The sequence below is a fragment of the Streptomyces lunalinharesii genome, from assembly GCF_039532155.1.
Classification (GTDB): Bacteria; Actinomycetota; Actinomycetes; order Streptomycetales; family Streptomycetaceae; genus Streptomyces; species Streptomyces lunalinharesii.
The window spans coordinates 58,915-81,879 of record NZ_BAAARK010000023.1 but is presented as its reverse complement, the minus strand read 5'-3'; the positions used below and the strand labels follow the sequence as shown (position 1 = coordinate 81,879).

Here is a 22,965-nt window from a genome sequence, read left to right as displayed (position 1 = left end):
CGCCTGCGTGCCGGACCCGGTCCGCGGCGGATTCCCCGTGCGGGGCCCGCCGTTGATCAGGAGAGCGTAATGGTGGGGGAGTACATCTCCAACCACAGGGCCAGGTCCAGGGTTCGTTCGAGGCCGCGCCGCGACGCCTGGGTGATCTGCGGCGCCTCGTGGTCCGCGGCGCGCGTGAGCCAGTCCCGGTCGACGAGGTCGAAGACCTGGTGCGAGGGGCGCGCCAACAGGTCCTTGGCGTGCTGCTGCAGCGCCACCGCGTACTGCGGGTCCTGGGTGGAGGGGTACGGGCTCTTCACCCGGTCGTACACCGACCTGGGCAGCACGTCGGCGGTGGCCTCGCGCAGCAGGCTCTTCTCGCGGCCGTCGAAGGATTTCAGGGACCACGGCGCGTTGTAGACGTACTCGACCAGGCGGTGGTCGCAGAACGGGACGCGCACCTCCAGTCCGACGGCCATGCTCGCCCGGTCCTTGCGGTCCAGCAGGATCCGGACGAAGCGCGTCAGGTGCAGGTAGCAGATCTTGCGCATCCGGAACTCGAAGTCGCTCTCGCCGTCGAGCCGTTCGACGTCCTTGACGGCGCGGTCGTAGCCGTCCTGTATGTAGGTGCCGAGGTCGAGGGCGCCGGTGACGTTCGGTTTGAGGATGTTCCCGTCGTCGCCGAAGTGCTGGGTGAAGCGGACCAGCCAGGGGAAGGTGTCGGCGTTGCGGGCCTCCTCGTCGAAGAACTGCTTGTACCCGCCGAACACCTCGTCCGCCGACTCGCCGGACAGCGCCACCGTCGAATGCTCGCGGATCGCCTTGAACAGCAGGTACAGGGAGGCGTCCATGTCGCCCAGGCCCATCGGGAGGTCGCGGGCGCGCAGCACCTTGGCGCGCACGTCGAGGTCGGCCAGGGCGGCGGAGTCCAGCACGATGTCCTGGTGCTCGGTGCCGGCGAGCCGGGCCACGTCGTGCACGTAGGGGGTGTCGGGGGTGGCGCGCAGGTCGTCGGCGATGAAGTTCTCGGTCTGGCCGACGAAGTCGACGGCGAAGCTCCGCACCGTCTCGCCCGTCTCGGCGAGCTGACCGGCCGCGAGGGCGGTCATCGCCGACGAGTCCAGACCGCCCGACAGCAGGGTGCAGCGCGGCACGTCGGAGACCAGCTGGCGGCGGACGATGTCGTCGAGCAGGGTGCGGACGTGCCCGACGGAGGTCTCGCGGTCGTCCTGGTGGGCGCGGGTCCGCAGCGACCAGTAGACGTGCCGGCGCACCCCGTCCGCGTCGACGGTCACCACGGTGCCCGGCTCGACCTCGTGCATGCCGTCCCACACGGCGTGCCCGGGGGTCTTGACGAAGGCGAAGAGCTCGCGCAGGCCGTCGAGTTGGACCCGGCGGGCGGCGAGCGGGTTGGCGAGGATGGCCTTGGGCTCGGAGCCGAACAGCACGCCGTCGGCGGTGGGGTAGTAGTAGAACGGTTTGATGCCCATCCGGTCGCGGATCATCACCAGCCGTCGGCGCTGCTCGTCCCAGACGGCGAACGCGAACATCCCGTTGAGGCGTTCGGCGACCGCTTCGCCCCACTCCAGGTAGCCGCGGAGCACCACCTCGGTGTCCGAGTCGGTGGTGAAGCGGTGGCCCTTGCCCACCAGTTCGCTGCGGAGCTCGCCGAAGTTGTAGGTCTCGCCGGAGTAGACGAGGACGACCTGGCTGCCGTCGGCGCGCTCGGCCGTCATCGGTTGGCGCCCGCCGGGCAGGTCGATGATGGCGAGGCGGCGGTGGCCGAGCGCGGCCGGACCCCGCACCCAGGTGCCGCGGTCGTCAGGTCCGCGGCAGGACATCGTCTCGGTCATCGCGTCCACGGTCTCCTGCTCGGAGCGCAGCTCGCGGTCGAAGGAAATCCAGCCGGTGATGCCACACATGCCATGTCCTCCTGCTCCGAACCCTGGGGCGCCGGTGCCGGGTGGGGTGCCGCGGCAGGCCGGGAATCCGGGAGGGCGGGCAACGCCGAAGAACGGTGGCCCGACTCGCTCCGCCAGAGTCAGTTGTATCGAGCACCTATGTAACGAGGGTGTTCCTCGGAGGCCGGTCGCGTCAACCGGGGCGCACCACGGGCCGGGGTGCGCAGGGACGCGCCGGGGCGCACGGAGCGCGGCCACTGATCTGTGGCGGGCGCGCTGACCTGCGCGTCCGCCGCGGGGGAGGGAAAGGGCGCGGTCCGGGGCGGGCCGGGCGCCCGACGGAAACGGGGGAAAGGTTTTACCGGGAGGTGACGGAGCCGGGCCGGCCCGGCCGGCGGGCCGCGGCCCGCCGCCCGCGTCAGATGCTCTTCCGCCGGGTGCGCCCGGTCACCGGCACGTCCAGGGCGCGGGCGATGCCCACCACGCCCTCGTCGAGGCGCTGGAGGTGCCGCAGCACGCGGAAGGCCACGGTGTGTGACGGCGGCACCGGCGAGCCGTCCGCGTCCAGCAGCGAGGCGATGCTCGCACCCGCCTCCACCTCGCCGTCGGCGGGCTCCTCCTTCACCCGCGCGGAGATCAGGTCGATGTTCTGCCCGATGCGCCGGCCGACGCGTTCCAGCCGGGGGTCGGCCGCCACGGAACGGCTGGACGGCAGGACTTCGGCGGTCGCCGCCAGCGACCGCGCGTGGTAGGCGCAGGTCTCCAGCAGGGCCACCAGGTACCTGGCGGTCTGCCGGCGCACCCGCAGCGGGGTGATCGGGTGCACCAGCGGCTGGGTGGAGCCGCGCAGGTCGTTCAGCGCGGTGTCCAGATCGCGCGCCAGCGTGAGCAGGTCCGCCGACGGGCCGCCGGAGAGCTGTCCGACGGCCGCCGACACCGCGTCCCGCAACCGCTCCAGGACCGTGCTCAGGTGCTCGTCGGTGCGCCGGTCGGTGTGCACCGGCAGCACCAGCGCCGCGGCGATGATGCCGCACGCCGCACCCAGTGCCGTCTCCTCGATGCGCAGCACCAGCGTCGCGACGCTGTAGGTGTTCAGGAGCGTGTAGAGCAGCCCGAGCATCGCGGTGACGAAGAAGGACATCAGCGCGTACGACAGCGGCGCGGTGAAGAACATCCCGAAGACGCAGAGCAGCACCAGGGCGAACGCCGTCCAGGTGTGGTTGCCCACCAGCCCGGCCAGCCCCACACCGGCGATCACGCCGAGCACCGTGCCCAGCAGCCGGCGGTAGCCCTTGACCAGGACCTCGCCTGTGGAGGCCGTGTTGAGGAACACCACCCAGCAGGTCAGCACCGCCCAGTACCAGCGCTGGGTGGACAGGAACTCGCCGCCCACGATGGCCAGTGCGGAGCCGGCCGCGACCTGGAACGCGGCCCGGGTGGTGGGCCGCTGCAGACCGGTGCGGGTGTCCTCCTCTTCCTCCTCGACGCCGACTATCGCCAGGTCCTCGGCGTCGAACTCCTCCCGCGAGCGGGCGGTGGCCAAGGTGTCGTCGGACTCGTCCTGCGGCCCGTCCAGCGCCAGCCGCAGGCCCAGCACCGCGCGGGCGGCCTCACCCAGCGCACGGAAGGCGTCCTGCACGGCCATCGAGCCGCGCGGCAGGTCCTCCTCGTCGCGGTAGCCGAGCAGGCGGTTGCGTACGTGGGCCAGGGCGGTGCCGCGGTCCCCGGGCGCCCGGCGGGCCACCAGCAGGCCCAGCGCGTAGAGGTCCCGGCGGAGCGTGGCCACGGCGTCGCCCTCGGACTGCATGCGGTTGCCGGTCGCCGGCACCGGGGCGTGCGGAAGGTGCAGGGTGAGGGTGTCGGTGCGCTCCGCGCTGCGGGCGTTGAGCAGCGTCATCCCGAGCCGCTCGGCGGCGATCTCGGCGTCCGCGATGCGGCGCTGGAGCAACGAGGCGGTGGTCGCGTCGCGGGTGCCCTCCTCCAGGCGCCCCTGGATCATCAGCGCCGTCTCGTGCAGCCGGGCGGTGTGCCGCCGCAGGTCGTCGAGGACGCCGTCCAACTCCTCGGGCCCGGCGTCCACCAGCTCCCGGTGGGTGGCCACCAGCTGGGCGAGGCGGGCCCGGAACGCCTCCCGCAGCCGGCTCAACGTGCGTTCGGGGGAGTCCGGGAAGACCGCGAACCGGACCACCGCGCTGCACGCGAACGCCACCGCCAGGGTCAGGAACAGCTCCGGCAGCGTCGCCGCTGTCGCGTGCACGAACAGCGAGAGGAAGTAGACCTGAAAGCCGATCAGCCCCAGCGCCGTGCCGCGGTCGCCGAACCGGCGGGCGTACGCGGCGCCGAAGATCAGCGCGATGAAGAACAGGTCACCGGCGACGATCCGGCTGTGCAGCAGCGCTCCCAGCGCCACCGCGGCCAGCGCCACCGGCAGCCCCAGGGCGAGGGTGACGGCCTGGCCGCGCACCTCCTTCTCCCGGATGGCGAAGGTCGAGACCATCGCCGCCATCGCCCCGGCCACCAGGAGCGTGACGCTGGTGCCGAGCAGGGCCAGGACGACGAGGGTCAGCACGATCGCCCCCACCGTCCGCAGTCCCGCCATCAACCGCAGCAGTCCCGGGTCGGACGCCGCGAAGCGGTTCCACGTGCCGGAAACGGTCCGTCGTATCGCTGCCTTCACGCTGCCCTACGCTCCCCATCCTGGCATCGACCGAGGTCACGCGCCTCGGCCGGGCGCCCCCAGCATCGCACGAGGAGCGTCGGAACGGCCGGTGCGTGTGCCGTCAGGCAGCTTCGTAGGCGGCGCCCGCGACCGCCAGGTCCTCCCAGGCCATGCCGACGCCCTTGAAGAGGCGGGGGCGTTCCGGGTCCGCGCTGGCGGCCCCGCCGGCCAGTGCGGCGAGCGTCACCAACTCCTCACGGGCCAGCCGGCCGCCCTCCAGTTCCGGGATGAGGTCGCCGGCCTCCCGCGCCGCGGCGGCCCGCGACTCCACCACCACGGTGCTGCGCAGCACGGTGGTGCCGTCCACCTCGCGGCTGCCGCGCTCGTGCGATCCGACGGCGGCGACGGTGGCGTGCGGCGGGAGCAGCGTCCCGTCGAAGAGCGGGGTGCGGGCGGTGGTGCAGCAGGCGACGAGGTCGGCGTCGGCGACGGCGGACGGTTCGCCGGCCGCGACGTCGAGCCCGGTGTCGTGGCGGGCCGCGGCCACGAACCGTTCGACGTTCGCGGGGGTGCGGCCCACCACGGTGACGCGGGTGAGCGGGCGCACCGCGCGCAGCGCGTCCAGGTGGCCGCGGGCCTGCGGGCCGGTGCCGAACACCACCAGGTGACCGGCGTCGGGCACCGCGAGCAGGTCGACGGCGAGGGCGGACACCGCGGCGGTGCGCACGGTGGTCAGCGCGATGCCGTCGAGCAGGGCGAGCGGGGCGAGGGTCGGGGCGTCGAAGAGCAGGTACTGGCCCTGGACGCGGGGGAGTCCGGCGGCGGGGTTGTCGGGGGCGACGGTGGCGACCTTGACGCCCGCGTACCGGCTGCGGTGCGCCGGCATCAGCAGGAGCTGGCCGTGCTCGACGGGCACGATGGTGCGCGGCGGATCGGCTTCCGGGTCCGGCCCGTCGTGCAGGGCGGTGCGCAGCGCTGCGACGGCTGCGGCCATCGGGAGGGCGCGCAGCAGGTCGGCCTCGTCGAGGATGCGGGGCGGCTGGGGGGAGGACGGCGTGGGGCTCATGCCGCCGAGTCTGCCCCGGCCGGCTGGTGGGATGCGTGATCTTCGGCCGGGCGGGCGGGGCCGTGGCGGGTGGGGGAGGAGCGCCCCGGCGGACCGCTCCTCCCCGGCCTCAGCAGGCGCCCAGGTCCTGCCAGACGCCCGAACCGCCGGTGGACGGGGCCTCGCCCTGGGTCCACCACCGGGCCTTCCAGGTGTGGCCGTTGGCGGAGACGGTGTCGCCGCCCACGTAGACCGTGCCCGCGCTGTAAGGGCTGGCCGCGCAGCTGCCGCCCGGGGGCGTGGTGGGCGGGGTGGTCGGCGGCGTGGTGGGCGGGGTGGCGCCGGCGAACTTGACCGAGAACTTGGTGAAGTCCCAGGCACCCTGCGGGACGCTGCTACAGGTGCCGGAGGTCCGGCCGTTGTTGTCCGGTGGGGTGCACTGCCGGTCCCGGTTGACGGACCAGTTGGTGAAGCGCGCCATGTGGTGGGAGGTGGCGAAGTCCAGCACGGTCTGGAAGTCCGCCTGGGTGAAGAACTCGCCGGTGTCGCTGCGGCCGTTCATCTGCGAGATGCCCTCGTGGGCGTAGGCGGTGGCCTCGTCCCAGCCGAAGGTGGCGCGCAGGACGGCGTTGAAGTTGGTCAGTGCGGAGGTCTGGGCGGCGGCGCCGGAGAAGCCGCCGTCGAACGGCATGATGGAGAAGTTGTCCGGGACGAAGGACTGGGACTTGGCCTCGTTCAGCATCTGCTTGCCGAACCAGCCGGTGCCGTCGGCGGTGCCGGCGGTGGTGACGGAGACGTAGAGCCCGGGGTTCTTCTGCTGGAGGATCTTGGCGGCGCCGATCTCGTTGTGGATGGCCGCGGTGTTCTCGTACTCCGGCTCCTCCAGGTCGAAGTCGAGCGCCTTCAGGCCGTACTTGTCGACGGCCTGTTGGTAGGCGGCGGCGGTGGCCTCGGGGGTGCCGCACGCCTGGCCGAGCTTGGTGCCGTTGTAGCCGCCGACGGACGCGGAGACGTCGCCGCCCTTCGCGCGGATCGTGGAGATCACTCCGGCCACCGCGGTGTCGGACGCCACCGGGTGGAGGCCGTCCCAGGTCGGCGAGCAGCCGCCGCCGTTGGGCGCGAGGAGGAAGGCTAGTTGGAACGCCTTGAGGCCGGTGGCGTCCATCACCGCGCCGGCGTCCGGCGGGTCGTTGTCGAGCGGCATGAGGTAGGGCGCGGCGGCGTACCAGTTGCTGCCCAGGGAGGTGGGGGCCGGGGCGGTTGCCGCGCCGGCGGGCCGGGCGGGGGCGGGGGCGCCGGTGGCGAGCGCCGTGCCGGCGGCGCCCAGCGCGAGACAGGCCGCCGCGACGGTGGCGGCGAGGGATCTGACGTGACGAGGTGGCACTTGACCTCCACGAGCCGACGAGAGAGGGGGGTGGTCCAGACCAATCGACCACAGAGTGAACCCTCGTCGTGAGCGCGTCAACACTTTGGACTGGGCCAAAGCCGGCCCGACGGCCCATCAGCCATCGTGGATCATGTGTGGTGCGCCACCGGGCCGCGGAAGTTCTCTCCTGGCGGCTTCTCAAGTGCCTTGCTCAGTCTGCGTGTTGACGCTTCGGGCCCGGCGGTCGTCCGGACGGTGTGTGCTCGGGCGGTTAAAGTGCCTGGCGTGTCCCCCGCGTCCTTGATGTCCCGCATGCCCGTACCGGTCCGCCGCGCCACCGGCGCCCTCGCGCTGGCCGCGCTGCCGCTCGCGGGCTGCGCCCCGGCCGGCCCGTCGACCGGGGCCGACCGTCCGTCCCCGACGGCGACCGCCCGTCACGCCGTCCGGCTGCCGGCCGCCGACGCCGTCTTCGACTACCAGATCGGCGGACCGTACCGCCCCGCCGACGACGTCACGGTGGTCTCCCGCGACCGCACCGCACCGCCCGCCGGCGCCGGCCGCTACACCGTCTGCTACGTCAACGCCTTCCAGGCACAGCCCGGCGCCGACGCCCGCCGATGGTGGCAGCGGCACCACCCCGACCTCCTCCTGCGCGACCCGGACGGCGCGCTGGTCGTCGACGAGGACTGGGACGAACCGCTGCTCGACGTCTCCACGCCCGCCAAGCGCACCGCCCTGATGGACGTCGTGGGCCCCTGGATCGACGGGTGCGCCCAGGCCGGCTTCGACGCCGTCGAACCCGACAACCTCGACTCCTACGAGCGCTCCGACGACCTGCTCACCAAGGACGACGCCCGGGCCTTCGCCGCCCTGCTGACCCGCCGGGCGCACGACCGCGGACTGGCCGCCGCCCAGAAGAACACCAGCGACCTGCTGCCCGAACGCCACCGCACCGGCTTCGACTTCGCCGTCACCGAGGAGTGCGCCCGCTACCAGGAGTGCACCGACTACGCCGAGGTCTACGACGACCGGGTCTTCGACGTCGAGTACCGGCGCGCGGACTTCGACACCGCCTGCCGCACCGTCGGCGACCGGCTCTCGGTCACCCTGCGCGACCGCGACGTCAGCCGCCCCGGAACGGACGGCTACGTGCGTCGCGCCTGCTGACCCGCCCGCCCGACCCGCTCGCCGCCGCCCGCGCCGAGCACGCCGACCCGCGCGACGATCACCTAGACTCGCGAAAATGGCCAAGTACTTCGACGTCCATCCGGAAAACCCCCAGCGTCGCACCATCAGCACGGTCGCCGACGCGGTCCGCTCCGGTGCGCTCATCGCCTACCCGACCGACTCCTGCTTCGCCCTCGGATGCCAGCTCGGCAGCCGGGACGGCATCGACCGCATCCGGTCGATCCGCAACCTCGACGACCGCCACCACTTCACCCTGGTGTGCCAGAACTTCGCGCAGCTCGGGCAGTTCGTGCAGATCGACAACGACGTCTTCCGCGCGATCAAGGCGGCCACCCCCGGCAGCTACACCTTCATCCTCCCCGCGACGAAGGAGGTCCCGCGCCAGCTGCTGCACCCGAAGAAGAAGACCGTCGGCGTCCGGATCCCGGACCACACCGTCGCCCAGGCACTCCTGGCCGAGCTGTCCGAACCGCTGCTCTCCAGCACCCTGCTCCTGCCCGACGAGGACGAGCCGCTGACCCAGGGGTGGGAGATCAAGGAACGCCTCGACCACGTCGTCGACGCGGTGGTCGACTCCGGTGACTGCGGCACCGAACCCACCACGGTCATCGACTTCTCGGGCGGCGACGTCGAGATCGTGCGGCGCGGCGCCGGCGACCCGTCGCGCTTCGAGTGACGGGCGGCCCGACGATGACCACGACCCGCAACCGGGCGACGGTGGCGCTCGTCGCGGCGCTGGCCCTTCAGGCGGGCGCGGCCGGCGTGGCGCAGGCCCGGCCGCTGCCGGCGGCGAACGCCCCCGCCGCGTCCCCGGCCGCCCCCTCCCGGGCCGCCGCCCTCCGGATCACCGAGGGCCAGGTCGGTGCGGTCGGGCCCGGCGGCACGCTGTTCTACCCGTCGGTGACCAGCTGCCTGACGGTCACGGTCCGCCTGGCGGACGGCGGGTTGGTCGGCGCGCACGCCAGCCTGTTCCAGGTGCCCGGGGAGTACCGGTCGGACCGGATCCTCGCCGCGCTCCGGGACCGGGTCGGGACGCGGCCGGTCCGCGCCGTGGAGGTGCGCGGCGCGGTGGGTGCCTGGCATCCCGGTTACTTCACCACGGCGATCGAGAGTTACCCCGAGGGCGCCGAGGTCCCGGTGCCCACCCGACCCGACCCCGACGGCCTGGCCCGCGCGGTGGCGGACGGACTCGGCCAACCGCGCGCCGAGGTCACCGTCCAGGACCTCCCCGACGGTGACCAGACGGTGAAGTGAACCACCGTGTCGAACACTTCTTGAAGGCGACAGAGATCCGCCGGTGACCCGGCCCGGCGCCGCGTAAGGGCATCAACTCCCTTTATGCAGACGTACGTTGCTGGTGTCTCGCGGTCACCGTGCGGAACTCCGGTCCCCCCTCTTGACGCACCCTTCACGAAGCTGAAGCATGCGACGGCGGGAGCACGCTCCCCACCCCCCACGTCTTCACTTCCTGAAACAGGAGGGTCGCCCATGACCCCTGCCTCCAAGGAATCCCCCACCCCCGAAAGGCCCGCCGTCGGCCGCCGGGCCGTCCTCGGCGCCGCCGCGGCGGCGGCCGCCGCCCCCGCCCTGCTCGGCCGCACCGCAGCCGCCGCAGCCACCGCCGCTCCGGTGCCCGAGCGCCCGCGCGCCCTGCCCGGCGGCGGCGACCTCGGCCCCAACGTCCTGGTCTTCGACCCGTCCACGCCAGGCATCCAGGCGAAGCTCGACGAGGTGTTCACGAAGCAGGAGAAGGCCCAGTTCGACACCGGACGGTACGCCCTGCTGTTCAAACCGGGCACCTACCACGGCCTCAACGCCCAACTCGGCTTCTACACCTCCATAGCCGGCCTGGGACTCTCCCCCGACGACACCACCATCAACGGCGACGTCACCGTGGACGCCGGCTGGTTCGACGGCAACGCCACCCAGAACTTCTGGCGCTCCGCCGAGAACCTCGCCCTGGTCCCGGTCAACGGCACCAACCGCTGGGCCGTCGCGCAGGCCGCGCCGTTCCGCCGGATGCACGTCCGCGGCGGACTCGACCTGGCGCCCGCCGGCGACGGTTGGGCCAGCGGCGGCTACCTCGCCGACAGTCGCATCGACGGGACCGTGGAGCCGCGCTCCCAACAACAGTGGTACAGCCGCGACAGCGCCGTCGGCGGCTGGTCCAACGGGGTGTGGAACATGGTCTTCTCGGGCGTCGAGGGCGCCCCGGCCCAGACCTTCCCGAACCCGCCCTACACCGTGCTGGACACCACCCCGCTCTCCCGGGAGAAGCCGTTCCTCCACCTCGACGGCGACGCGTACCGGGTCTTCCTGCCCGAGCTGCGGACCAACGCCCGCGGCGTCACCTGGGGCAACGGCACCCCACGCGGCACCTCGCTGCCGCTGTCGCAGTTCTACGTGGCCAAGCCCGGGGACTCCGCGACCACCCTCAACCAAGCCCTCGCCCAAGGGCTCCACCTGTTGCTCACGCCCGGCATCTACCACCTCGGCGAGCCGATCAACGTGACCGCGGCCAACACCGTCGTCCTGGGCCTCGGCTACGCCACCCTCATCCCCGACAACGGTGTCACCGCCCTGAAGACCGCGGACGTCGACGGCATCCGCCTGGCCGGCTTCCTCATCGACGCCGGACCGGTCAACTCCCGCACCCTGCTCGAAATCGGGCCGGACGGCGCCTCGACGGACCACGCCGGCAACCCGACCACCGTCCAGGACGTGTTCCTGCGCATCGGCGGCGCGGGCCCCGGCAAGGCCACCACCAGCATCGTCGTCAACAGCCGGCACACCCTCGTCGACCACACCTGGGTCTGGCGCGCCGACCACGGCGAGGGCGTCGGCTGGGACACCAACCGCGCCGACTACGGCATCCGCGTCAACGGCGACGACGTCCTGGCCACCGGCCTGTTCGTCGAGCACTTCAACAAGTACGACGTGCAGTGGTACGGCCAGCGCGGCCGCACCGTCTTCCTCCAGAACGAGAAGGCCTACGACGCCCCCGACCAGGCCGCCGTCCAGGACGGCGACGTCAAGGGCTACGCCGCCTACAAGGTCGCCGACTCGGTCACCAGCCACGAGGCGTGGGGACTCGGCAGCTACTGCTTCTACAACGTCGATCCCACCATCGTCCAACACCACGGCTTCGCCGCCCCGAACGCACCGGGGGTCACCTTCCACGACCTGCTGGTGGTGTCGCTCGGCGGCAAGGGCCAGTTCGAGCGCGTCATCAACGACACCGGCGCCCCGACGTCGGGCACCTCGACCGTGCCGTCGACCGTGGTGGCGTACCCCTGACGGACCCAGGGCGTCAGGGCGGGCCGCGCCGGCCGCGGCCCGCCCGACGCGGCTCACCCCACCTGGTAGGTGAAGTCGTACGGGAACGACGGCTCGCCGGGCCGGTAGGCGTAGCTGCCCGACCCGGTCAGCCCGGCCAGTTCCCCGGTGCCCGATCCGGGCACGACGTCGAAGGTGCAGCGCACCGTGCCGTCCGGGTCGAACGAGCCGCGCTCCGCCAGGACGAAGGTGCCCGCCCGCCCGTCCAACTGCCCGGTCAGGAGCTCCAGTCCGGTGAACGCGCCGGACTTCTCCGAGGTGTAGACGAGGCTGTACTCGCAGGTCGTGTCGGCGGCCTCGATGCCGCCGGAGAAGGAGTTGGTGACGGAGGCGTGGGCGAGCCGCGGGCCCGCCCCCGCACCGCCGACGGGGCGCTCCTCCCAGTGGGCGGAGGTGATGCGGCCGGTGGTCTGCGCGGGCATGGGGAGTCCTTCCGATCTGCCGCATGGCTGGTGCGGAGGCGATGTGCGACCAGTCTGGCGGCCGTACCTGACACCTCCTGTCAGGTACGCGGGACAATCGGGCCATGCGCGCCGACCGGCTCCTCGCCCTGCTCCTGCTGCTCCAGAACCGTGGGCGGATGACCGCCACCGAACTCGCCGCGGAGCTGGAGGTGTCGGTCCGCACGGTCTACCGGGACGTCGAGGCGCTCGGCGCCGCCGGCGTCCCGGTCCGTGCCGACCGCGGGCCGGACGGCGGCTACCGCCTGATCGCGGGGTACCGCACCCGGCTGACCGGGCTCACCGACGACGAGGCCGGTGCGCTCTTCCTCGCCGGAGTGCCCGGCCCCGCCCGGGACCTGGGGCTGGACGCGGTGCTGGCGACGGCCCAACTGAAGGTCCAGGCCGCGCTCCCGGCGGAACTCGCCGAGCGGACCCGGCTGATCCAGGACCGCTTCCACCTGGACGCCCCGGCCTGGTTCCGGGACGCCGATCCGGTCGCCCACCTGGCGCCGGTCGCCCGGGCGGTGTGGGAACGGCGGGTGGTGCGCACCCACTACCGGCGCTGGCGCGGCGAGGTGCACCGGGAGCTGCGCCCGCTCGGGATCGTCCTGAAGGGCGGCATCTGGTACCTGGCGGCCCTCGTCGACGAGGCGGTGCGGACGTACCGGATCGCGCGGTTCCTGGCCGTCGACGTCACGGACGAGGTGTTCGTGCGTCCGGCCGGCTTCGACCTGGCCGCCTATTGGGCGGAGTCGTCCCGCCGGCTGGAGGCGGAGCTGCACCGGGACACCGCGCACCTGCGCGTCTCCCCGCGGGCGCACCGGCTGTTGCCGATGCTCTACGGGGCGGCCGGCCGGCGGGCCGTGGCGGAGGCCGGGAAACCGGACGCGGCGGGGTGGACGGAGGTGCGCCTCCCGGTCGAGGGGCCGGCCGTGGCCGTCGGCGACCTGCTCCGACTGGGGGCGGAGGCGGAGGTCCTCGGCCCGCCCGAGCTGCGCCGGGCGGTCGCCGCGACGGTGGCCACCTTGGCCGGCCGCTACGGGACGACGACCGACCCTTCGACGTGACCGCCTCCGTGCACGGTGGCCCGGGCGGCGGCGTACGCGGCGCGGATCCGGCGGCCCGGCCCGGGGTCGGCGGGTGCGGGCACCTCGCGGGCCACGGGGCGCGGCCAGGGCGGCGGTTCGGGGGTCCCGGCCAGCGCTCAGGCCGCCTGGCGGGCGGCGCCCAGCGCCACGTACTCCTCGGGTTCCGGCACGGCGACCGGGACGCCGAAGACCTCGGCGGCGATCTCGCCGACCACCGGTGCCCGGGCCGCCCCGCCGATGACGAGCACCCGGCGGGCCTCGACGTGCTGTGCGCGCAGCCGGTCCAGGGCGTCGGCCACGTTGCACAGCATGCCCTCGACGGCCGCGCGGGCGAGGTGCGCCGGGGACATGGTGTCGTGCCGCAGCCCCAGCAGACTGCCGGCCGCCTCGGGGAGGTTGGGGGTGCGCTCGCCCCCGAGGTAGGGCAGGAGCACCAGCCCGCCGGCGCCCGGTTCCGCGGTCCGCGCCAGCCGGTCGAGGTCGTCGAGGGTGACGTCAAGCAGACGGGCGGTGGACGTCAGGACCCGGGCGGCGTTGAGGGTGCACACCAGGGGCAGGAAGCGGCCGGTGGCGTCGGCGAAGCCGGCGACGGCGCCGCTGGGGTCGGCGGCGGGGTGCGCGGCGCGGGCGAAGACGGTGCCGCTGGTGCCGAGCGAGACCACCACGTCGCCCGGTCCGATGCCGAGCCCCAGGGCCGCGCCCATGTTGTCGCCGGTGCCCGCCGCGACCAGGGCGCCGTGCGGCGTGCGCCCGGCCGGCTCGAACGGGTCCAGGACGCGCGGCAGTTGGGGTGCGCGTCCGCCGAAGGCACGGGCCAGCAGGTCGTGGCGGTACCGGCCCTGTGCCGGTGACCAGTAGCCGGTGCCCGAGGCGTCGCCGCGGTCGGTGACCGGTTCGGCGCGCCCGGGCCCGCCGCACAGCTGCCAGGTCAGCCAGTCGTGCGGCAGCAGCACCCGTGCCGTGCGGTCGGCGTGCTCCGGCTCGTGCGCGGCCAGCCAGCGCAGTTTGGCCACGGTGAGGGCCGCGACCGGTACCGTGCCGACCGCCTCGGCCCACTGCTGCGGGCCGCCGAGTTCGTCGACGAGGTCCGCGGCCGCCCGGGCGGAGCGGGTGTCGTTCCACAACAGGGCGTCGCGCACCGGCCGTCCGGCCGCGTCCAGGGCCACGAGGCCGTGCTGCTGCCCGGCCACGGCGAGCGCGTCCACGCGGTCCAGCAGGCCGTCGCCGGCTTCGCGCAAGGCCCGCCACCAGGCCGCGGGTGCGATCTCCGTGCCTTCGGGGTGCGGGGCGCGGCCCCGGTGCAGGACCTCTCCGGTGTCGGCGTCGCAGACGACGACCTTGCAGGACTGGGTGGAGGAGTCCACCCCGGCAACGGTGGGCATGGCGGTGTCGCTTCCGTGCAACGGGACCGGGCGGGAGGGGAGTTCAGCGCTGCGGACGCAGCTGGATCTTGCGGCCGGAGCCCTCCAGGAACGTCCGCAGGGCGGCGTCGAAGTCGTCCAGGGGATAGCGGTGGGTGATCATCGTGTCGGCGTCGACGACGCCCTTCGCCATCAGGTCCACGGCACGGCCGAAGCTGTGCAGGACGGCCATCGACCCGACGATGGTGATCTCGTCGTTGTAGACCCGGAACGGCGAGAAGGCGGCCGTGGCGGCGGACGGTGCCACGCCGAACTGCTGGAAGGTGCCGCCGCGGCGGACCCGCCCCAGGCCGTCCTCGATGACGGGGATGACGCCGGTGCAGTCGATGACGGTCTCCCAGCCCTGCGGCCGGTCGAACTCCGCGGCGCTGACCGCGGTGGCGTCGGCGCCGAGCCGTTCGGCGACCCGGAGCCGGTCGGTGTTGATGTCGACGACGGAGAGGGAGGCGGCCCCGGCGGTCCGGGCGAGCTGGAGCATCAGCAGGCCCATGGTGCCGGCGCCGTAGATGAGGTAGTGGTCGCCGAGGCGGCGCGGCAGGACGTCGAAGCCGCGCACCGCGCACGACAGCGGTTCGATCAGCGCCCCCTGGGCGAGGTCGACGCTCTCCGGCAACCGGTAGCAGTTGGCGGCCGGCACCTTGACGTACTCGGCCATCGCGCCGTCCACGGTGTCCCCGATGGCGCCCCAGTTCTCGCACAGGTTGCCGTGGCCGTTGGCGCAGTAGTGGCAGGCCCCGCAGAACAGGGACGGGTCGACGGCGACCCGTTCCCCGGTGCGCAGCGCGGTCACGCCCGCCCCCAGCGCGACGACCTCGCCGGTGAATTCGTGGCCCGGCACGATCGGGTACGGGGTGGGGGCGAACTCCCCCTGGACGATGTGCACGTCGGTCCCGCAGATGCCCACCGCGGCCGGCGCGACGACGACCTCGCCGGGGCCCGGGACGGGATCGGTGACGGTGGTGACCTCGTACTGCCCGGGGGTGTGGATGACGACGGCGCGCATGGTGGGGGCCTTTCTCGGGGGACGGGGGCGGAGGTTCCGGAGGCGGGGTGCGACTCAGGTGCCGGGGTCCACGGTGCGTACCTCGACGCCGAGGTCCCGGACGGCCCGGACCTCGGCTTCCGGCGTCGCGGCGTCGGTGACCATCAGGTCGTAGCCGCCGGCGTCGCCGTACGGATGGGTCGCGGTGCGGCCGAACTTGCTGTGGTCGACGACGAGGACGGCCCGGTCGGCGGCCCGGAGGTAGGCGTGCTTGGACTCGGCGTAGGCGCGCACCGGGTGGAACAGTCGGCCCTCGCGGACCGACGTCGCGGTGACGAAGGCGAGGTCGGCGCGGAGGTCCTGGAGCTGGCGGCGGGCCTGCGGGCCGGCGCAGGACTCGAAGTCCTCGTAGTAGCGGTCGCCGAGCACCGTCACCTCGACCGGGGAGCCGGCCAGGAGGGCGGTGACCCGCAGCGAATTGGTGATCACGCGGAGCCCGTCGACGGTGGCGAGCCGGCGGGCCAGTGGGAAGAGCGTGGAGCCGCAGTCGATCAGCACCGTGTCGCCGGGCCCGACCTCGGCCACCAGCGCCTCGGCGAACGCGGCCTTGACGTCGGCGTGGGCGTGCTCGCGGAAGCGCAGTGCGCTCTCCATGGTGACGTCGGGGAACGCCGTCGCCACGCCCCGGCCCTTGCGCAGCAGTTGCCGCTGGTGGAGGTTGTCCAGGTCGCGGTGCATGGTCATCAGGCTGACCCGCATCCGCTCGGCGAGTGCGGCGATGCGGATCTCGCCGTCCCGCGCGACCAGGCGCAGCACCGCCTGTCGGCGCTCCTCCACCTCGGCCTCGGAGCCACGGCTCGGTCGCATCGCGAGTGCCCTCCGTCCTCTTCGCCTCGTCGTCCCAACCGCAGCAGGGTCACGGCGGCCGCCGCGGAGCCACCCTAGAACATCACACACTTTGTGTGAAGTGGCGGCCGTCGCGCGTGCGGGCACCGGGATGTGAGGCGGGCGGCTGCCCGGCGAACGACTGGACCGGCGCCGGCCCCGGATCCCCCACGTCCGGTCCACCACGCCCGCGTTCCCACTACGGGCCGACGCCGAGCCCGCCGGCTTCCTCGCCCACACCCTGCCGGCCCCGGAGCGACGCCCGCCGGTACGGTGCCGAGCCCGCACCGCACCGGCGGCGTGGCGCGGCCGAACGGGCTCCCGGAGCCGATGTGATGGCCGGGCAAGCAGCACGCGGACGAGACGGCAGGCGGTGGCCACAGCATGAACGACCGGGAGACGGCTCCGGAGGAACGCCGCGCACGGACCTGCCTGGTGACCGGCGCCACCGGCTACATCGGCGGCCGCCTGGTGCCCGAACTCCTGGCCGCCGGGCACACCGTCCGCTGCCTGGCGCGCGCACCGGACCGGCTCCGGGACCACCCCTGGGCCGGCGACGTCGAAGCGGTCCGCGGCGACGTCACCGACGCCGCCTCGGTGGGCGCCGCGATGCACGGCATCGACGTCGCCTACTACCTGGTGCACGCCCTCGGCACCGGCCGGGGCTTCGAGGAGACCGACCGCCGGGCCGCCCGGATCTTCGGTGAACAGGCCCGCGCCGCCGGCGTCCGACGCATCGTCTACCTCGGCGGACTCACCCCCGCCGGCGTCCCCGAGGGCGAACTCTCGCCGCACCTGAGGTCGCGCGCCGAAGTGGGCCGGGTGCTGTTGGAATCGGGCGTGCCGACCGCGGTGCTGCGCGCCGCCGTCATCATCGGCTCCGGCTCCGCCTCCTTCGAGATGCTGCGCTACCTCACCGAACGGCTGCCGGTCATGGTCACCCCGAGCTGGGTCCACACCCGGACCCAGCCGATCGCCGTCCGCGACGTGCTGCGGGACCTCGTCGGCTGCGCCGGACTGCCGGCGGACGTCAACCGCACGTTCGACATCGGCGGCCCGGAGGTCCTCACCTACCGCGAGATGATGCGCCGTTACGCGATCGTCGCCGAGCTGCCCCGCCGGCTCATCCTGCCCGTCCCGGTGCTCACCCCGAGGCTCTCCAGCCACTGGGTCGGCCTGGTCACCCCGGTGCCCTCGAAGATCGCGCGGCCGCTCACCGAGTCGCTCCGCAACGAAGTCGTCTGCCGCGAGCACGACATCGCCCGTTACGTGCCCGACCCGCCGGGCCACCCCTTCGGCTTCGACACCGCGGTGTCCCTGGCGCTGCAACGCATCCGCGAGGCCCAGGTCACCACCCGCTGGTCGTCCGCCTCGGTGCCCGGCGCCCCCAGCGACCCGCTGCCCACCGACCCGGACTGGGCCGGCGGCAGCCTCTACACCGACTGCCGCGAACTCGACGTGGACGCACCGCCCGACGCCCTCTGGCGCGTCATCGAGGGCGTCGGCGGCGTGCACGGCTGGTACTCCTTCCCGCTCGCCTGGGCCGTCCGCGGCTGGCTGGACCGGCTGGTCGGCGGCGTCGGACTGCGCCGCGGCCGGCGCGACGCCAGCCGGCTCCGGGTCGGCGACTCGCTGGACTTCTGGCGGGTGGAGGAGATCGAACCCGGCCGGCTGCTCCGGCTCCGCGCCGAAATGCGGCTGCCGGGCCTGGCCTGGCTGGAGATGTCCTGTCGGGCCACGGACGACGGACGGTCGCACTACCGGCAGCGCGCCGTCTTCCACCCGCACGGACTGCTGGGCCACGCGTACTGGTGGAGCGTGTCACCGTTCCACGCAGTGGTGTTCGGCGGGATGGCGCGCAACATCACCCGCGCCGCCACGGACACCGCCCCGACCGACCAGTCCAGCAAGGGAGTCGCGCCGTGACCGTCGCCGTCGTCCTGTACACCTCCGATCTGCGGCTGCACGACCATCCGCCGCTGCGCGCGGCCCTGCGCTCCGCCGACGCGGTGGTCCCGCTGTTCGTCCACGACGACGCGCTCGCCGCGACCGGCTTCGCCGCCCCCAACCGCCGGGCCTTCCTCGCCGACTGCCTCGCCCAACTCGACGCCGGCCTGCGCGAACGCGGCGGCCGCCTGGTGATCCGGTCCGGCGACGTGGTCGACGAGGTGTGCCGGGTGGCCACGGAGGCGGACGCCGTCGAGGTGCACCTGGCGGCCGGGGTCAGCGGCTACGCCACCCGCCGCGAGGAGCGGCTGCGCCGCGCGCTGGAAGCCGGGCGGCGCCGGCTGTGCGTCCACGACTCGGTGATCACCGCGGTCGCGCCGGGCGCGGTCGTCCCCGCCGCCAAGGACCACTTCGCGGTCTTCACCCCCTACTTCCGGCACTGGTCCCGACAGCACCTGCGCGATCCGCTGGCCGCGCCCCGCAAGGTGCCGGTGCCCGACCACCTCCACTCGGCGGACCTGCCGTCGACCGAGGACCGGTCCGGTGTCTCCGCCGCGCTGGCCGAGGGCGGCGAGATGGTGGGCCGCAAGCGGCTGACGGCCTGGCTGCGCAGTGGCGCGGCGGAGTACGCCGACCGCCACGACGACCTGGCCGGCGACGCCACCTCACGGCTCTCCCCGCACCTGCACTTCGGCACCCTCTCACCCGTCGAGCTGGTGCAGCGGGCCCGCGGCCAGGGCGGCGCCGGCGCCGACGCGTTCGTCCGCCAGCTCGCCTGGCGGGATTTCCACCACCAGGTCCTCGCCGCCCGGCCCGCCGCGTCCACCGCCGACTACCGCACCCGGCACGACCACTGGCGCAGCGAGGACGCGGCGGCCGAGGAGATCGCCGCCTGGAGGGCCGGCCGCACCGGCTACCCGGTGATCGACGCGGCCATGCGCCAGCTGAGCCACGAGGGCTGGATGCACAACCGCGGCCGCCTGCTCACCGCCTGCTTCCTCACCAAGACGCTGTACGTGGACTGGCGGGTGGGCGCCCGGCACTTCCTGGACCTGCTCGTCGACGGCGACGTCGCCAACAACCAGCTCAACTGGCAGTGGGTGGCCGGAACCGGTACCGACACCCGACCCAACCGCGTCCTCAACCCGCTCCTCCAGGCCAAGCGGTACGACCCCGACGGGGCCTACGTCCGCCGCTGGGTGCCGGAACTCGCCGGGCTCGCCGCCCCGGCGGTCCACCAGCCGTGGCGGCTGCCGGCCGACGAACGCGCCGGCTACGACTATCCCGAGCCCGTGGTCCAACTCGACGACGCACTGGCGCGGTTCAAGCGCGCCCGGGGCCGCGACTGACGGGCCCCCGGTGCCCGACGACGAGCCCCGCGACGGCCCGCCCCGCGACGGCCCGCCCCGCGACGGTCGGGGCTGCGATGGTCAGAGTTGGCCGACCAGCCCCGTCCGCAGCCGCCCGAGGATCCGCGCGAGCAACCGGGAGACGTGCATCTGCGACACCCCGAGCTCCTCGCCGATCTCCGACTGGGTCTTCTCGTGGACGAACCGCAGGGTGAGGATCCTGCGGTCCCGCCCGTCCAGCTTCTGGACCAGGGGCGTCAGGGCGTGCAGGTCCTCGGCGAGCTGGAGCCGCGGGTCCTCGTCGCCGAGGGCGTCGGCGAGGGTGCGGGCCGAATCGTCGTCCGCCGGATCGGTGGGCTGGTCCAGCGACCCGGCGGTGTAGCCGTTGCCGGCGACCAGCCCGTCGATCACCTCGTCCTCGCCGATCCCGAGGTGCTGGGCGAGTTCGGCGACGGTGGGGTCCCGGTCCAGGCGGGCGAACAGCCGCTCCTTCGCCTGGGCGAGCTCGATCCGCAGCTCCTGGAGCCGCCGCGGCACGTGCACCGCCCAGGTGGCGTCCCGGAAGAACCGCTTGATCTCACCCATGATGTAGGGCACCGCGAAGGTCGTGAACTCGACCTCGCGGGACAGGTCGAAACGGTCGATGGCCTTGATCAGCCCGATCGTGCCGACCTGGACGATGTCCTCCATCTCGCTCGGGTCGCCGCCGCGGTTGCGGAACCGGGCCGCGACGTACCGGACCAGGGAGAGGTTCATCTCCACGAGCGTGTTGCGCACGTACTGGTACGCGTGGGTGCCCTCCTCCAGTGCCGCGAGCCGCTCGAAGAACGGTCGGGACAGCGCCTTGGCGCTCTTGGGCGCGACCTTGGTGGCGTCCGCGACGTACGGCAGTCCGCCCGTTCCGGAGCTCACGGTCCGGTGCTCCGAGCCCTGGACGTGGCCCTGCCGGATTCCCGCGTGCGTGCTGACTGCCGTCGTCATGGCTGCCCTCCCATAATTTGGATCATGGTCCGGTAAGCGGCGTCTGCCCTTCGTTCGCGGAACGAAACACCGACCCCTCCTTTTTTGCCACGCGGGACCTTGACGTCCGGTCAAACGGCGTGGTGCGGCGGCGAGGCGGACCTCCACCGGCCCAAGCGCGCCCCTCGAACGGCGGGGCGCGGAGGTGGGAGCCCCGGGCGGGCGGCGGAACCACGGCGGGGCCGGCGTCACCGGAGGGTGTGATCGGGGGTCAGCTGGACGCGTCGATCCGCCGGTCGAGCTGTTCCAGGACGTGCGGCCAGGCCTCCCGGTGCCGGTCGCGCGCTGCCTCGTCGGCGAATCCGGCGTGGGTGAGCCGCAGCCGCGTCCCGGCGCCCTCGGCAGCACACTCGACGGTGACCACGGTCTCCGCACCCTCGGTGCCACCCGCACCGGTGACCCACGTCAGCTGGATCAGCCGGTCCGGTTCGAGGCGCAGGAAACGGCCGTAGTGCGGGTGGCGGGCCCCCTCGTGCTCCGTTTCGAAGAAGAACGCGGTGTTCGGCCGGGCCTGCATGAGCACCGAGCCGGGGGCCGCGAACCAGCGGTCGACCTGCTCGGTCCAGGCCCGGTACAGCGCGGCGGGCGGCGCGCCCATGAGGCGTTCGACGGAGAGCTGGTGCGGACGGGAGGAGAGGTCCGGGACGCGGAGCGGTTCGTTGTTGGACATGGGAGGAATTTAGCTCAATGGGGCAAAAGGGTCGGCGTGCTGGCGGCGCCGGACGGCCGGTCGGTCGGCGCTCCGCCCGCCCTCCGGCTCCGCCCCGCCACCCTGGCCTCTCCTACTCGTCCGTTGCGTTCTGCTTCTTCCGGTAGAGCGCGATGGCCTGATCCGGCGGGTAGTTGGGGAGGGTCGAGATCGTGCCGGTGCCCTTGGCGACGACGAAGCTGCTGCCGCCCGGCGGGGTGGGCAGCGGCCGGCCGTTCGCGTCCACCGGCTTGGCGTACGTGGCGTAGACGAGGTAGCCGAGGTCGAATTCCCGCACCTGCAAGGGGGCCGGGCTCCCGTCGAAGGAACGCGGCTCACCGAACTCGGCCCGCACGATTTCCAGAGCCTCGTCGGAATTGGCGGGAACGGACTGCGGGGCGGTGGGGGAGTCGTGGTCGGGCGTCATGGTGCTTCCTCGTCTGTGGTGGGTGGGAAATCCTGGCACATGCGAAAGGCGGGGCGAGAATCGGGAGAAAAGGTGCCGTCCGGTGCGGAGTTGTCATTGTCGAAAGCGGGCGTCGCGGCCTTCGCTGCGACCGTACTCCAGGTTTCCGGACGGAGCGCAGAAGCCCTTCGTTCCGCTCGGTTAGGGTCGTGTGCATGAGTGAGGAAATTGCCGCACTGGTCCGTCGTCTGGCCGCCGAGAGCCGGGACGACCGCGCAGCCGCGCGGGACGCACTGATCGCTCTCGGGGCCCCCGTCGTGCCGCACCTGCTGCCGCTGCTGAAGAACGACGGAACGCCGGGCGGAACGGCCGCGGAGTTGTGTCTGGAAGACCTCGGCACCGCGGCGCTGGCCCCGCTGCGCGAGGTGCGGGCGCACGGCCCGGGCGCGCTGCGGAGCGCTGCGTTGCGCATGCTGGCGGCCCTCGGCGGCGGTGACGCGCTGAGCGACGCGGACCGGGCCGCCGTCGAGCGCCTGGTGCGGATCAAGCTGCCGGACGAACAGCCCGGCGACCTGCCCGCCGACCGTTGGATCGCGGTGCCCAAGGCGGAAGTCGCGGACATCGTCAGGGCATTGGACCTGCACGACGCCCGGCCCGTCACCACGGCCATGGGACTCTCCGCCGCCGTGCACCACGAGAATTCACTGAGCCACCCCGCGGACGACGGAAGCGACGCCACTGCGTACCGGGTCTTCATCACCCCGGAATTCGAGGGCTGGCGACTCGTCTACGGTGCCGACTACCTCAATGAGAATTGGGCACAGGTCGTGACCCGGCTCAGTGCGCACTGCGGAGAAGCTCATTTCTACCTCGTCGACGACTACGACGGGGCGTGGCTGTGGTGGGTTTCGGAGAACGGACAGGACCGGCGCGGCTACCGCACCTACGGGGACCCGCAGTGGATCGGTGAGCCGATGGAATTCGAGCGCGACCTGATGCCGGACGAGGACCCGGACTCGGAGGACTACGACGAGGAGTACGCCGAGGGGGTGCGTGACCCGGAAGAGGTCGCCTCCTCGATCTCCGTCCAACCGACCGTGGTGGAGGTGCTCGACCGGGTCGGCCACGGCTGGCTCGCCGTGACCGACCCCGACGTCGGCCACGGCCGCTTCAGGGGAGCCCTGGACATCTGAGGACCGGGCCCGAGCCGTGCCGCCGCTGGTTGTCGGAACCAGCGGCGGCACGGCTGCGAGCGTCCGCTG

Annotated in this window: 19 protein-coding genes; 8 read left to right on the top strand and 11 right to left on the bottom strand. The window is 73.3% G+C overall.

Annotated features, from left to right (window positions below):
* Window positions 1-56 precede the first annotated feature (56 nt).
* From asnB to ABD385_RS28805, 4 genes are all read right to left on the bottom strand, one after another.
* Entirely contained in the window at window positions 57-1,901 is a 1,845-nt protein-coding gene (gene asnB / locus ABD385_RS28820; RefSeq protein WP_344581578.1) for an asparagine synthase (glutamine-hydrolyzing), read from the bottom strand.
* 397 nt (window positions 1,902-2,298) lie between these two features.
* On the bottom strand, window positions 2,299-4,479 hold the full coding sequence (locus tag ABD385_RS28815) for an FUSC family protein (RefSeq protein WP_344581660.1): 2,181 nt from the start codon (window positions 4,477-4,479) through the stop codon (window positions 2,299-2,301).
* Between the two features lie 181 nt (window positions 4,480-4,660).
* On the bottom strand, window positions 4,661-5,605 hold the full coding sequence (locus ABD385_RS28810; RefSeq protein ID WP_344581576.1) for an ornithine cyclodeaminase family protein: 945 nt from the start codon (window positions 5,603-5,605) through the stop codon (window positions 4,661-4,663).
* Window positions 5,606-5,714: 109 nt separating this feature from the next.
* Entirely contained in the window at window positions 5,715-6,968 is a 1,254-nt protein-coding gene (locus ABD385_RS28805) for a chitinase (protein ID WP_344581574.1), read from the bottom strand.
* Between the two features lie 294 nt (window positions 6,969-7,262).
* Between ABD385_RS28805 and ABD385_RS28800 the strand changes: the two genes are divergently transcribed.
* From ABD385_RS28800 to ABD385_RS28785, 4 genes are all read left to right on the top strand, one after another.
* Entirely contained in the window at window positions 7,263-8,117 is an 855-nt protein-coding gene (locus ABD385_RS28800) for an endo alpha-1,4 polygalactosaminidase (protein ID WP_344581658.1), read from the top strand.
* A gap of 76 nt (window positions 8,118-8,193) precedes the next feature.
* The gene (locus ABD385_RS28795) at window positions 8,194-8,814 is read left to right on the top strand and encodes an L-threonylcarbamoyladenylate synthase (RefSeq protein ID WP_344581573.1); all 621 of its coding nucleotides are present in this window, start codon (window positions 8,194-8,196) and stop codon (window positions 8,812-8,814) included.
* Window positions 8,815-8,828: 14 nt separating this feature from the next.
* Window positions 8,829-9,392 (top strand): hypothetical protein, encoded by a 564-nt coding sequence (locus ABD385_RS28790; protein ID WP_344581571.1) that lies wholly within the window; start codon window positions 8,829-8,831, stop codon window positions 9,390-9,392.
* A gap of 234 nt (window positions 9,393-9,626) precedes the next feature.
* Entirely contained in the window at window positions 9,627-11,435 is a 1,809-nt protein-coding gene (locus ABD385_RS28785; RefSeq protein WP_344581570.1) for a coagulation factor 5/8 type domain-containing protein, read from the top strand.
* Window positions 11,436-11,488: 53 nt separating this feature from the next.
* On the opposite strand, the gene ABD385_RS28780 is transcribed toward ABD385_RS28785, so the two are convergent.
* Window positions 11,489-11,896 (bottom strand): DUF3224 domain-containing protein, encoded by a 408-nt coding sequence (locus ABD385_RS28780; protein ID WP_344581568.1) that lies wholly within the window; start codon window positions 11,894-11,896, stop codon window positions 11,489-11,491.
* A 104-nt stretch (window positions 11,897-12,000) separates the two neighbouring features.
* Here ABD385_RS28780 and ABD385_RS28775 point away from each other — a divergent pair, with 104 nt between their 5' ends.
* Window positions 12,001-12,984: a helix-turn-helix transcriptional regulator gene (locus tag ABD385_RS28775; protein ID WP_344581566.1), complete on the top strand. Its 984-nt coding sequence runs from the start codon at window positions 12,001-12,003 to the stop codon at window positions 12,982-12,984.
* 137 nt (window positions 12,985-13,121) lie between these two features.
* Here ABD385_RS28775 and xylB read toward each other — a convergent pair whose 3' ends face one another.
* Genes xylB through ABD385_RS28760 form a run of 3 tightly spaced genes read right to left on the bottom strand, consistent with a single transcriptional unit; the run spans window position 13,122 to window position 16,275 of the window.
* Window positions 13,122-14,387, bottom strand: a complete 1,266-nt coding sequence (xylB, locus tag ABD385_RS28770; RefSeq protein ID WP_425585501.1) for a xylulokinase — start codon at window positions 14,385-14,387, stop codon at window positions 13,122-13,124.
* A 43-nt stretch (window positions 14,388-14,430) separates the two neighbouring features.
* The gene (locus tag ABD385_RS28765; RefSeq protein WP_344581564.1) at window positions 14,431-15,429 is read right to left on the bottom strand and encodes a zinc-dependent alcohol dehydrogenase family protein; all 999 of its coding nucleotides are present in this window, start codon (window positions 15,427-15,429) and stop codon (window positions 14,431-14,433) included.
* 54 nt (window positions 15,430-15,483) lie between these two features.
* Window positions 15,484-16,275, bottom strand: a complete 792-nt coding sequence (locus tag ABD385_RS28760; RefSeq protein ID WP_344581562.1) for a DeoR/GlpR family DNA-binding transcription regulator — start codon at window positions 16,273-16,275, stop codon at window positions 15,484-15,486.
* Between the two features lie 402 nt (window positions 16,276-16,677).
* On the opposite strand from ABD385_RS28760, the gene ABD385_RS28755 reads away from it, so the two are divergent.
* Entirely contained in the window at window positions 16,678-18,219 is a 1,542-nt protein-coding gene (locus ABD385_RS28755; RefSeq protein ID WP_344581560.1) for an SDR family oxidoreductase, read from the top strand.
* On the top strand, window positions 18,216-19,589 hold the full coding sequence (locus ABD385_RS28750) for a cryptochrome/photolyase family protein (RefSeq protein WP_344581558.1): 1,374 nt from the start codon (window positions 18,216-18,218) through the stop codon (window positions 19,587-19,589). Before ABD385_RS28755 ends, ABD385_RS28750 begins: the two co-directional genes overlap by 4 nt.
* Window positions 19,590-19,670: 81 nt before the next feature.
* Here the strand turns inward: ABD385_RS28750 and ABD385_RS28745 are convergent, their stop codons facing one another.
* The 3 genes from ABD385_RS28745 to ABD385_RS28735 form a co-directional block, all read right to left on the bottom strand.
* Entirely contained in the window at window positions 19,671-20,570 is a 900-nt protein-coding gene (locus ABD385_RS28745) for an RNA polymerase sigma factor SigF (RefSeq protein WP_344581556.1), read from the bottom strand.
* Between the two features lie 250 nt (window positions 20,571-20,820).
* Window positions 20,821-21,279 carry an SRPBCC family protein gene (locus ABD385_RS28740; RefSeq protein WP_344581554.1) on the bottom strand — a complete coding sequence of 153 codons (459 nt, stop codon included), beginning with the start codon at window positions 21,277-21,279 and terminating at the stop codon, window positions 20,821-20,823.
* A gap of 112 nt (window positions 21,280-21,391) precedes the next feature.
* Window positions 21,392-21,724, bottom strand: a complete 333-nt coding sequence (locus ABD385_RS28735) for a hypothetical protein (RefSeq protein WP_344581552.1) — start codon at window positions 21,722-21,724, stop codon at window positions 21,392-21,394.
* Window positions 21,725-21,918: 194 nt separating this feature from the next.
* On the opposite strand from ABD385_RS28735, the gene ABD385_RS28730 reads away from it, so the two are divergent.
* Window positions 21,919-22,896: a hypothetical protein gene (locus tag ABD385_RS28730; protein ID WP_344581550.1), complete on the top strand. Its 978-nt coding sequence runs from the start codon at window positions 21,919-21,921 to the stop codon at window positions 22,894-22,896.
* The last annotated feature ends 69 nt before the right edge of the window (window positions 22,897-22,965 follow it).

Excerpts from the sequence above, each read along its gene's own strand:
- asnB (WP_344581578.1), bottom strand. The coding sequence starts at position 1,901 with ATGTGTGGCATCACCGGCTGGATTTCCTTCGACCGCGAGCTGCGCTCC.
- ABD385_RS28815 (WP_344581660.1), bottom strand. The coding sequence starts at position 4,479 with ATGGCGGGACTGCGGACGGTGGGGGCGATCGTGCTGACCCTCGTCGTC.
- ABD385_RS28810 (WP_344581576.1), bottom strand. The coding sequence starts at position 5,605 with ATGAGCCCCACGCCGTCCTCCCCCCAGCCGCCCCGCATCCTCGACGAG.
- ABD385_RS28800 (WP_344581658.1), top strand. The coding sequence starts at position 7,263 with ATGCCCGTACCGGTCCGCCGCGCCACCGGCGCCCTCGCGCTGGCCGCG.
- ABD385_RS28795 (WP_344581573.1), top strand. The coding sequence starts at position 8,194 with ATGGCCAAGTACTTCGACGTCCATCCGGAAAACCCCCAGCGTCGCACC.
- ABD385_RS28790 (WP_344581571.1), top strand. The coding sequence starts at position 8,829 with ATGACCACGACCCGCAACCGGGCGACGGTGGCGCTCGTCGCGGCGCTG.
- ABD385_RS28785 (WP_344581570.1), top strand. The coding sequence starts at position 9,627 with ATGACCCCTGCCTCCAAGGAATCCCCCACCCCCGAAAGGCCCGCCGTC.
- ABD385_RS28780 (WP_344581568.1), bottom strand. The coding sequence starts at position 11,896 with ATGCCCGCGCAGACCACCGGCCGCATCACCTCCGCCCACTGGGAGGAG.
- ABD385_RS28775 (WP_344581566.1), top strand. The coding sequence starts at position 12,001 with ATGCGCGCCGACCGGCTCCTCGCCCTGCTCCTGCTGCTCCAGAACCGT.
- xylB (WP_425585501.1), bottom strand. The coding sequence starts at position 14,387 with ATGCCCACCGTTGCCGGGGTGGACTCCTCCACCCAGTCCTGCAAGGTC.
- ABD385_RS28765 (WP_344581564.1), bottom strand. The coding sequence starts at position 15,429 with ATGCGCGCCGTCGTCATCCACACCCCCGGGCAGTACGAGGTCACCACC.
- ABD385_RS28760 (WP_344581562.1), bottom strand. The coding sequence starts at position 16,275 with ATGCGACCGAGCCGTGGCTCCGAGGCCGAGGTGGAGGAGCGCCGACAG.
- ABD385_RS28755 (WP_344581560.1), top strand. The coding sequence starts at position 16,678 with ATGAACGACCGGGAGACGGCTCCGGAGGAACGCCGCGCACGGACCTGC.
- ABD385_RS28745 (WP_344581556.1), bottom strand. The coding sequence starts at position 20,570 with ATGACGACGGCAGTCAGCACGCACGCGGGAATCCGGCAGGGCCACGTC.
- ABD385_RS28740 (WP_344581554.1), bottom strand. The coding sequence starts at position 21,279 with ATGTCCAACAACGAACCGCTCCGCGTCCCGGACCTCTCCTCCCGTCCG.
- ABD385_RS28735 (WP_344581552.1), bottom strand. The coding sequence starts at position 21,724 with ATGACGCCCGACCACGACTCCCCCACCGCCCCGCAGTCCGTTCCCGCC.
- ABD385_RS28730 (WP_344581550.1), top strand. The coding sequence starts at position 21,919 with ATGAGTGAGGAAATTGCCGCACTGGTCCGTCGTCTGGCCGCCGAGAGC.